Source organism: Azohydromonas caseinilytica (assembly GCF_012927045.1).
Lineage (GTDB): Bacteria > Pseudomonadota > Gammaproteobacteria > Burkholderiales > Burkholderiaceae_C > Azohydromonas > Azohydromonas caseinilytica.
Map to the genome: position 1 here is coordinate 40,341 of NZ_JABBFW010000037.1, position 6,503 is coordinate 46,843.

Annotated in this window: 8 protein-coding genes; 3 read left to right on the forward strand and 5 right to left on the reverse strand. The window is 69.3% G+C overall.

All coding sequences use genetic code 11. From position 1 onward, the window contains the following. Positions 1-22: 22 nt before the first annotated feature. From ppk2 to HHL10_RS27360, 5 genes are all read right to left on the reverse strand, one after another. Positions 23-1,201: a polyphosphate kinase 2 gene (gene ppk2 / locus HHL10_RS27340; RefSeq protein WP_169163581.1), complete on the reverse strand. Its 1,179-nt coding sequence runs from the start codon at positions 1,199-1,201 to the stop codon at positions 23-25. 367 nt (positions 1,202-1,568) lie between these two features. Then, entirely contained in the window at positions 1,569-2,150 is a 582-nt protein-coding gene (locus HHL10_RS27345; RefSeq protein ID WP_235971830.1) for a shikimate kinase, read from the reverse strand. 106 nt (positions 2,151-2,256) lie between these two features. Beyond that, positions 2,257-2,979 carry an SDR family NAD(P)-dependent oxidoreductase gene (locus HHL10_RS27350; protein WP_375138990.1) on the reverse strand — a complete coding sequence of 241 codons (723 nt, stop codon included), beginning with the start codon at positions 2,977-2,979 and terminating at the stop codon, positions 2,257-2,259. Continuing rightward, positions 2,976-3,893, reverse strand: a complete 918-nt coding sequence (phhA, locus tag HHL10_RS27355; protein WP_205833247.1) for a phenylalanine 4-monooxygenase — start codon at positions 3,891-3,893, stop codon at positions 2,976-2,978. Before phhA ends, HHL10_RS27350 begins: the two co-directional genes overlap by 4 nt. A gap of 21 nt (positions 3,894-3,914) precedes the next feature. Continuing rightward, positions 3,915-4,217, reverse strand: coding sequence for a 4a-hydroxytetrahydrobiopterin dehydratase (locus HHL10_RS27360; protein ID WP_169163582.1), 303 nt, complete (start codon positions 4,215-4,217; stop codon positions 3,915-3,917). Positions 4,218-4,346: 129 nt separating this feature from the next. Between HHL10_RS27360 and HHL10_RS27365 the strand changes: the two genes are divergently transcribed. The 3 genes from HHL10_RS27365 to HHL10_RS27375 all read left to right on the forward strand — a co-directional run. Further along, entirely contained in the window at positions 4,347-4,829 is a 483-nt protein-coding gene (locus tag HHL10_RS27365) for an Lrp/AsnC family transcriptional regulator (RefSeq protein WP_169163583.1), read from the forward strand. Positions 4,830-5,533: 704 nt separating this feature from the next. Further along, positions 5,534-6,076: a fibronectin type III domain-containing protein gene (locus tag HHL10_RS27370; protein WP_169163584.1), complete on the forward strand. Its 543-nt coding sequence runs from the start codon at positions 5,534-5,536 to the stop codon at positions 6,074-6,076. A 62-nt stretch (positions 6,077-6,138) separates the two neighbouring features. Beyond that, positions 6,139-6,503, forward strand: a 365-nt coding sequence (locus tag HHL10_RS27375; RefSeq protein WP_375138991.1) for a hypothetical protein, incomplete at its 3' end; no start/stop codon positions are given.

The window sequence follows — 6,503 nt, forward strand, 5'->3', positions numbered from 1 at the left end:
CCGCTGCCCCGCAACAGCGGCCTCAGCCCCCTCCGCTGGCCGCCAGCAGGTCATCACTGTGGCTGGACACCAGCGAGGGACGGCCGACGACGAGCGGGTCCACCGAGCCGATGGCGTCCACCGACTTCTGCGCGTAGGGCAGGCGGTGCAGCAGGTAGCGCATGGCGTTCAGGCGCGCGCGCTTCTTGCAGTCGGACTTGATGACGGTCCAGGGCGCGTCCGAGGTGTCGCAGTGCAGGAACATCGCCTCCTTGGCGCGGGTGTAGTCGTCCCACTTGTCCAGCGAGGCCATGTCGATGGGGCTGAGCTTCCACTGCTTGAGCGGGTGCGCCTGGCGCTCCTTGAAGCGCCGGCGCTGCTCGGCGCGGCTGACCGAGAACCAGAACTTGAACAGGTGCACGCCCGAGCGCACCAGGTGGCGCTCGAACTCGGGCGTCTGGCGCATGAACTCGTCGTACTCCTGGTCGGAACAGAAGCCCATCACGCGCTCGACGCCGGCGCGGTTGTACCAGCTGCGGTCGAACAGCACGATCTCGCCGCGCGTGGGCAGGTGCTGGATGTAGCGCTGGAAGTACCACTGGCCGCGCTCGAGATCGCTGGGCTTCTCCAGCGCCACCACGCGTGCGCCGCGCGGATTGAGGTGCTCCATGAAGCGCTTGATGGTGCCGCCCTTGCCCGCGGCGTCGCGGCCCTCGAACAGCACCACCACGCGCTGGCCCGTCTCCTTGACCCAGGCCTGCAGCTTGAGCAGCTCGACCTGCAGCCGGTACTTCTGCTTCTCGTAGCTCTTGCGCGAGAGCAGGTTCTTGTACGGGTACTTGCCCTCGCGCCAGCCGGAGGACAGCTCGGTGTCGGGATCGGTGTCCTCGTGCAGCGCGCCTCCGCGCGCCAGCAGCGCCTGGCGCAGCGCCTTCACCTCGTCGGGCGAGGCGCCGTCGAGGAAGGCGCGCAGTTGCTCATGCAACGAGGCGGGCGAGGCGCCCTCGGCGCCGCGCGCCAGCAGGTCCTGCAGCACCATGGCCTGCACCGTGCCGGCCGCGGAGCTGCCACGCTCGACCATGTCGTTCTCGATGCCGCGCGCCGTGAGCGCCGCGACCGTGTCGCCGGCCTCGACCGGGCGTGGCCGCGCCGTACCATTGCGGCGGCGACTTCCGTTGTGCGGGCTGGCCGGCGGGGCTTCGGCGACGTCGTGTTCGGTCATGGGCGGGAGTCCTTGTTGTTCGTCATGGACCTGACATCTTCGTCCCGCCCCCCGCACGCACCTTTGAGGCCAGTCAAGGCGGCCCGGCAGCAGCCCGTACAGGCCCAGGTGCGACAGGCCCTGGCGCACGCCCTTCCGGTTGAGGGAAGGCGACAGCCCGTTGCGCCGCCGTCGGAGAACACGTCCTGGAAGTCGTGGAGGGCGTAACGGGTGCCGGACTCCGGCATGGCCACCATGTCCAGCGGCCCGGGGTTCCCGGCCGGCGCGCCGCGGCAGCCCGTGAGCCTCCAGTGGCCCGCGGGGGACCGGCCGGCCGCGAAGTCCGGCAGGTCAGGGCTTGGCGCCGGGGTCGGCCGGCCTGCGCGGCTCAGCGCAGCCGGGGGCCGCGCGGACCGCGGGGGCGCTGGTGCGGCGGGGGTGGCAGCGGCGGCGCGGCCTGACGGCCCAGCACCCGGTGCAACTCGTGCACCGAGCGCCCGATGTGGCCGTGCCCGGTGTCCAGCACCAGATGGGCGCTGGCGCGGTAGAAGCCGTCGCGCTGGCTGAACAGCTCATGCAGGCGCTGCAGCGGGTCCTCCACCTGCAGCAGCGGCCGGCTGCGGTCATGGCGCAGCCGCTCGTGCAGCGACTGCGGCGTGGCGTGCAGGTACACCACCGTGCCGGCACCGCGCAGCGCCTGGCGGTTGGCCTCGCGCAGCACCGTGCCGCCTCCCGTGGCCAGCACGCCCGTGGCCTCGCGCGCCAGGTCGGTGATCACGGCGTGCTCCAGGTCGCGGAAGGCCGCCTCGCCCCGGAGCGCGAAGAACTCGCGGATCGAGCCGCCGATGCGGCGCTCGATCTCGTGATCGCTGTCGTGGAAGGGCACGCCGAGCTCGCGCGCCAGGCGGCGACCGATGGTGGTCTTGCCGGCACCGGGCATGCCCACCAGGCTGAGAAGGGAGGAAGTCATGGGAGAGGCAGCGGGACGGTCGCATGGGCGCGGGATGCGCCGTCCTCCGGCAGGAAACGGGCCGTGATTTTGCCTCCCCGACCCGGCCTCCGCTCTCGCCTCCGCCTCACACCAGCCCGGTCACCGGCACGCAGGCGCCGTGCACCGCCCGCGCCGCGTCCGAGGCCAGGAAGGCGATCACTTGCGCCAGGTCGCGCGGCGCCACCCACTGCGCCGGGTCGGCCTCGGGCATGGCGTGGCGGTTGTCGGGCGTGTCGATGATGCTGGGCAGCACGCAGTTGACGTTGATGCCGCGCGCGCGCAGCTCGCCGGCCATGGCCTCGGTCAGCCGCATCACCACGTCCTTGGACGCCGTGTAGGCGCCCATCCGCGCCACGCCGCGCAGCGCGCTGAAGGCCGCCACGTTGACCACCTTGCCGCCGCCGCGCGCGAGCATGTGCGGCACCACCGCGCGCACCGCGTGCAGCACGGTGCGGGCATTGAGATCGAACAGGAAGTCCCAGTTGGCGTCGCTGGTCTCGTGCACCGCCTCGCCCATGCGGAAGCCGCCGGCCAGGTTGCACAGCACGTCGATGCGCCCGAAACGCTCCAGCGCCCGCGCCGCCACGGCCTCGGCCGCGCCGGGCTGCAGCAGGTCCGCCGCCAGCGCCAGCCGGTCCGCGCCTGCGCCCGCGCCGAAGGTGTCTTCGAGCGCCTGGGCGTGCAGGTCCACCAGCACCAGCCGGTCGCCCTCCTCGGCAAAGCGCTGCACCACGGCGCGCCCCAGGTGGCCGGCCGCGCCGGTGATCAGGACGACCCGCCGTTCCGGGCTCATGGGTTGATGGCTCATTTCAAGGCTCCCTTGGCGCGGCCGGCGTGGTAGGTGCCGTCGCCGCGATGCAGGACGGTGTCGCCGGGCAGCACGTCGCCCGGCTCCAACTCCGGCGCCTGGTCCAGCCGCGCGTACAGCGGCGCGAAGTCGATGCGCGAGAGCTCCAGCAGCTGGTCCAGGTCGTCGATCACGAAGTAGCTCTCCTGGAAGTCGTCGATGCGGTAGCGCGTGCGCATCACCCGCTCCAAATCGAAGCGCAGGCGGTTGGGCGAGGCGCTGTCCAGCGCGAACACGCTCTCGGTGTAGGAGGAGGCAATTCCCGCGCCGTAGAGGCGCAGGCCCTCGCGCTGGCGCAGCAGCCCGAACTCGACCGTGTACCAGTACACCCGCGCCAGGTTGGTGAGCCGGCCCAGCCGCTGCGCGCGCAGCCCACCCTCGCCGTAGGCCTGGATGTAGTCGGCGATGGCCGGGTTCATCAGCATGGGCACATGGCCGAACACGTCGTGGAAGACGTCGGGCTCCTGCAGGTAGTCCAGCTCCTGCGGCTGGCGGATGAAATGCCCCGCCGGGAAGCGCCGGTGCGCCAGGTGCTCGAAGAACACCTCGTCCGGCACCAGGCCCGGCACCGCCACCACCTGCCAGCCGGTGCGCCTCATCAGCACCTCCGACAGGCGGCGGAAATCCGGAATCCGGTCCGCCCCGATGGGCAGCGCGCGCATGCCCTGCACGAACTCGTCGCAGGCGCGGCCCGGCAGCAGCTTCATCTGTCGCTCGTACAGCGTCTTCCAGACGGCGTGCTCCTGCGCGGTGTAGCGCTCCCAGCCCTGGTCGATGGTCCAATCCGCGCGCTCGGGCCGCCCGGCCTCGCCGGCGGCCAAGCCGTGCCTGGCGCCGGCCGCGGCCTCGGCCGCAAGGTCCATGGTGATCTGCATGGCTGCTCCTTGAACGGCGCTTCAGCGCACGCAGGCCGCATGGGCCCGCTCGGCCACGCGGGCCAGTGTCAGGTCCAGCTCGGTCAGGCCCTGGGCGTCATGCGTAGTCAGCGTGACGCTGACGCGGTTGTAGACGTTGGACCATTCCGGGTGGTGGTTGAGCCGCTCCGCCGCCAGCGCCACCTGCGCCATGAAGCCGAAGGCCTGGGCGAAATCCTCGAACAGGAACTCGCGGCTGAGCGTGCCGCCGCGCTGCGCCTCGAAGCGCCAGGCCGGCAGCGTGCGCGCCAGCGCGGCCACGGCCTCGGGGGAAAGTCTTTGCATGTGCTTGTCTCCGGGTTGCGCCTTGTGTCCGGCGCGATGGGGAGACTGTAAAAACGGCTCGGCGCAGTGTTTCTGCATCTTCCAGCCAAGATTGCGCTAGCCACGCAGGATTCCTGCAGGATCGAAGCCATGACCAACAACCTGAAGCTCGATGCGCTGGACCGCCGCATCCTGGCCGCCCTGCAGGCCGACGGCCGCATCACCTACGACGACCTGGCCGCGCGCGTGGGCCTGTCGGCCTCGGCCACGCTGCGGCGCGTGAAGCGGCTGGAGGATGCCGGTGTGATCACGGGCTACGTCGCGCTGGTTTCGGCCGCGCGCGTCGGCCTGGGGTTGACCGCCTATATCAACGTGCACATGGAAAAACGCAGCGATACCGGCAAGCGCAGCCCCATGGACGATTTCAGCGCCGCGGTGCAAACCTGGCCCGAGGTCGCGGAATGCGTGTCGCTGACCGGAGAGATGGATTACCTGCTGCGCGTGGTGGTATCGGACATGGACCATTACTCGCGCTTCGTGATGGACACGCTGCTGCGCCATCCCAGCGTCAAGGACGTGCGCACCAGCTTCGTGCTCAACCACGTCAAGGCCACCACGGTACTGCCGGTGTGAATCAGCCGGCCCCAGCGGCCGTTACCTTTTGCGCCACGGCCACCTCAAGCCGGAAAATAGGGGTGAAAACCGGCCCATTTCTCGGGAAGTTCCCCAGCCGAATGTTTCAGAACGTCAATACCAGTATCGCTTCATTTTTTCCAGTCCCGAGGCCTTTATGCGTTTTCCGTTGATGCAAGCCCATTTCAATGATTTGACAACAGTAGGACGCTAAATATTCACGGCCGGAGCCCGGTATTTTTCGAGGACTATTTCACAGCCCCATGCGCCGCGGGGAGGGAATCAAAGCCTGGTGCGGTGTCAGCCATGGCTGGCTGGGCGAACCGCGGTTGCGGCCACATCCCGAAACAAGTGGATTTCACGACCCCGCGGCGCTGCCGAAACAGCGGGGGTCACGCTTGAAAACTGGCTCGTTCAGTTTCGGGCGGACCCGAAGTGTTGAAGCGATGCCCCACGCACCCAGCGTCCTACCGATCCTGTCGGTCGCTCGCCAGCACTGACCAATCGCAGCCGTGCCGGTGTTTCATCAAAAACCGGTGCTGGGGATTTTTTGTCCACTTTTTATTGACATCATGCTGCTCAACGTTCAGCAACAACGACTCGCTCTGCTCTCGTCCCTGATGGCGACGGTTTTCCTGGCCGCCTGCGGCGGCGGTGAGGAATCCGAATCCCAGGCTGCGGCCCATATGGGCGCGAATTCCGCCATGGAAAGCGCTGCCGAAGTGACCCCGGTTTCCGAAGGCACCTGGACCAAGATTGCCAACGAGTGGAGCTATTTCACGCTGAGCAGCAGCCAATATGTGCGCTACGGCTCCGGCTCCAAATGGGTCGGCAAATATGTCAGCGGCAAGGCGCAGTGCGCCAACGACTTCTTCGGCTCCGACCCCGCCCCGGGCGTGACCAAGCAGTGCGAGGTCTACACCGCCGCTCCCGCGCCGGCACCCGCTCCCGCTCCGGCCCCGGCACCCGCTCCCGCGCCGGCACCCGCCCCGGCGCCCGTGCCCGCGGGCTCGGCGCTGCTGAGCTGGAGCGCGCCCTCGGGCTCCGTGGCCGGCTACCGCGTGTACTACGGCACCGCCTCGGGCAGCTACGTGCAGGCCAAGGGCAGCGGGCTCTACGTCACCAACACCACCTACACCGTGCCGTCGCTCTCCAGCGGCAAGACCTACTACTTCGCGGTCACGGCCGTCGATGCCTCCGGCAAGGAAAGCGCGTACTCCAGCGAGGCCACCAAGGCGATCCCCTGAGGCCCCAGCGTTCCAAGCGAGACCCCACGCCCACCCTTACCGAAGCTCCTGAGGATACGAAGATGACCACGAAACGAATCGTCCTGACGCTGGCTGTCGCCGCGTCCATGCTCCCCGCCTTCGCCAGCGCCGCCAACGTCTACGTGCGCCCCGGCGCCACCGGCGCCAACAACGGCTCCGACTGGGCCAACGCCTACACCGCGCTGCCCTCCACGCTGGTGCGCGGCAACGTCTACTACATCGCCGCGGGCAGCTACGCCGGGCGCACCTTCTCCACCGCCGCCAGCGGCACCACGCCCGTCACCATCAAGAAGGCCACCGTCGCCGACCACGGCACCTCCACCGGCTGGAGCGACGCCTACGGCACCGGCCAGGCCAGCTTCACCGGCGGCATCAGCTTCACCACGCCGTACTGGGTCTTCGACGG